The sequence below is a fragment of the Gluconobacter sp. P5H9_a genome, from assembly GCF_018812085.1.
Classification (GTDB): Bacteria; Pseudomonadota; Alphaproteobacteria; order Acetobacterales; family Acetobacteraceae; genus Gluconobacter.
On record NZ_JACRVW010000059.1, the window covers coordinates 1 to 614 of the forward strand.

A 614-nucleotide genomic window follows, 5' to 3' on the forward strand; every position below is an offset into this window, starting at 1 on the left:
AACTATCACTGATGCAGATACAAAATCGCCCCTAGAATTGCAGGGAATAGCTCACGCAGGCGCAGGAAAAGTCATCTTCGATTTTACGGCTTAATCCCACCCAGACGCCCTGACGGGCGGGCTACGCCGCTCCCGCGCTGCGCTCGCTCCGGGTCTGTTCTGCTCTGTGCTATGCTCATCTGCTTGCTCAGAGGACAAGGCGTATTTTAGCCACTAAAATACTTCTGATGTTGCTCTGGAGCGGTGTAAAAGCCGCCCCATTTTCGTGACATCTAACATTACCATATTTGGTTAAGTATTTTGATAAGAGGAAATTATACAGTGCTTACTGACAAAGAAATTAACGATGCCAAAATTGGCTTCAMGTACCAACATCCATCAGACATTCTTCACGAGCATGAAGACTGTATTAGGATGGCGTATGAATGGTTAGATGCTCAGACAACAATAAAAACAAAACCAAAACACAGTAGAGCTCTAAAGCATATTATAGAAAAATGGGCAGGAAGATATATATCTCAATCAGACGTAGAAATAGCTGCTTATTTACATCCAAAAATAACAGGGAAATACCCAAATTTTAATTTAAGCGCCAAGTTTACACGCCCACTAGA

At 42.9% G+C, this 614-nt stretch carries 1 protein-coding gene; it reads left to right on the forward strand.

The features are described 5' to 3' along the window. Positions 1-321: 321 nt before the first annotated feature. Positions 322-614 (forward strand): hypothetical protein (locus tag KP708_RS15470; protein ID WP_215757250.1); only part of this gene is annotated, 293 nt, incomplete at its 3' end.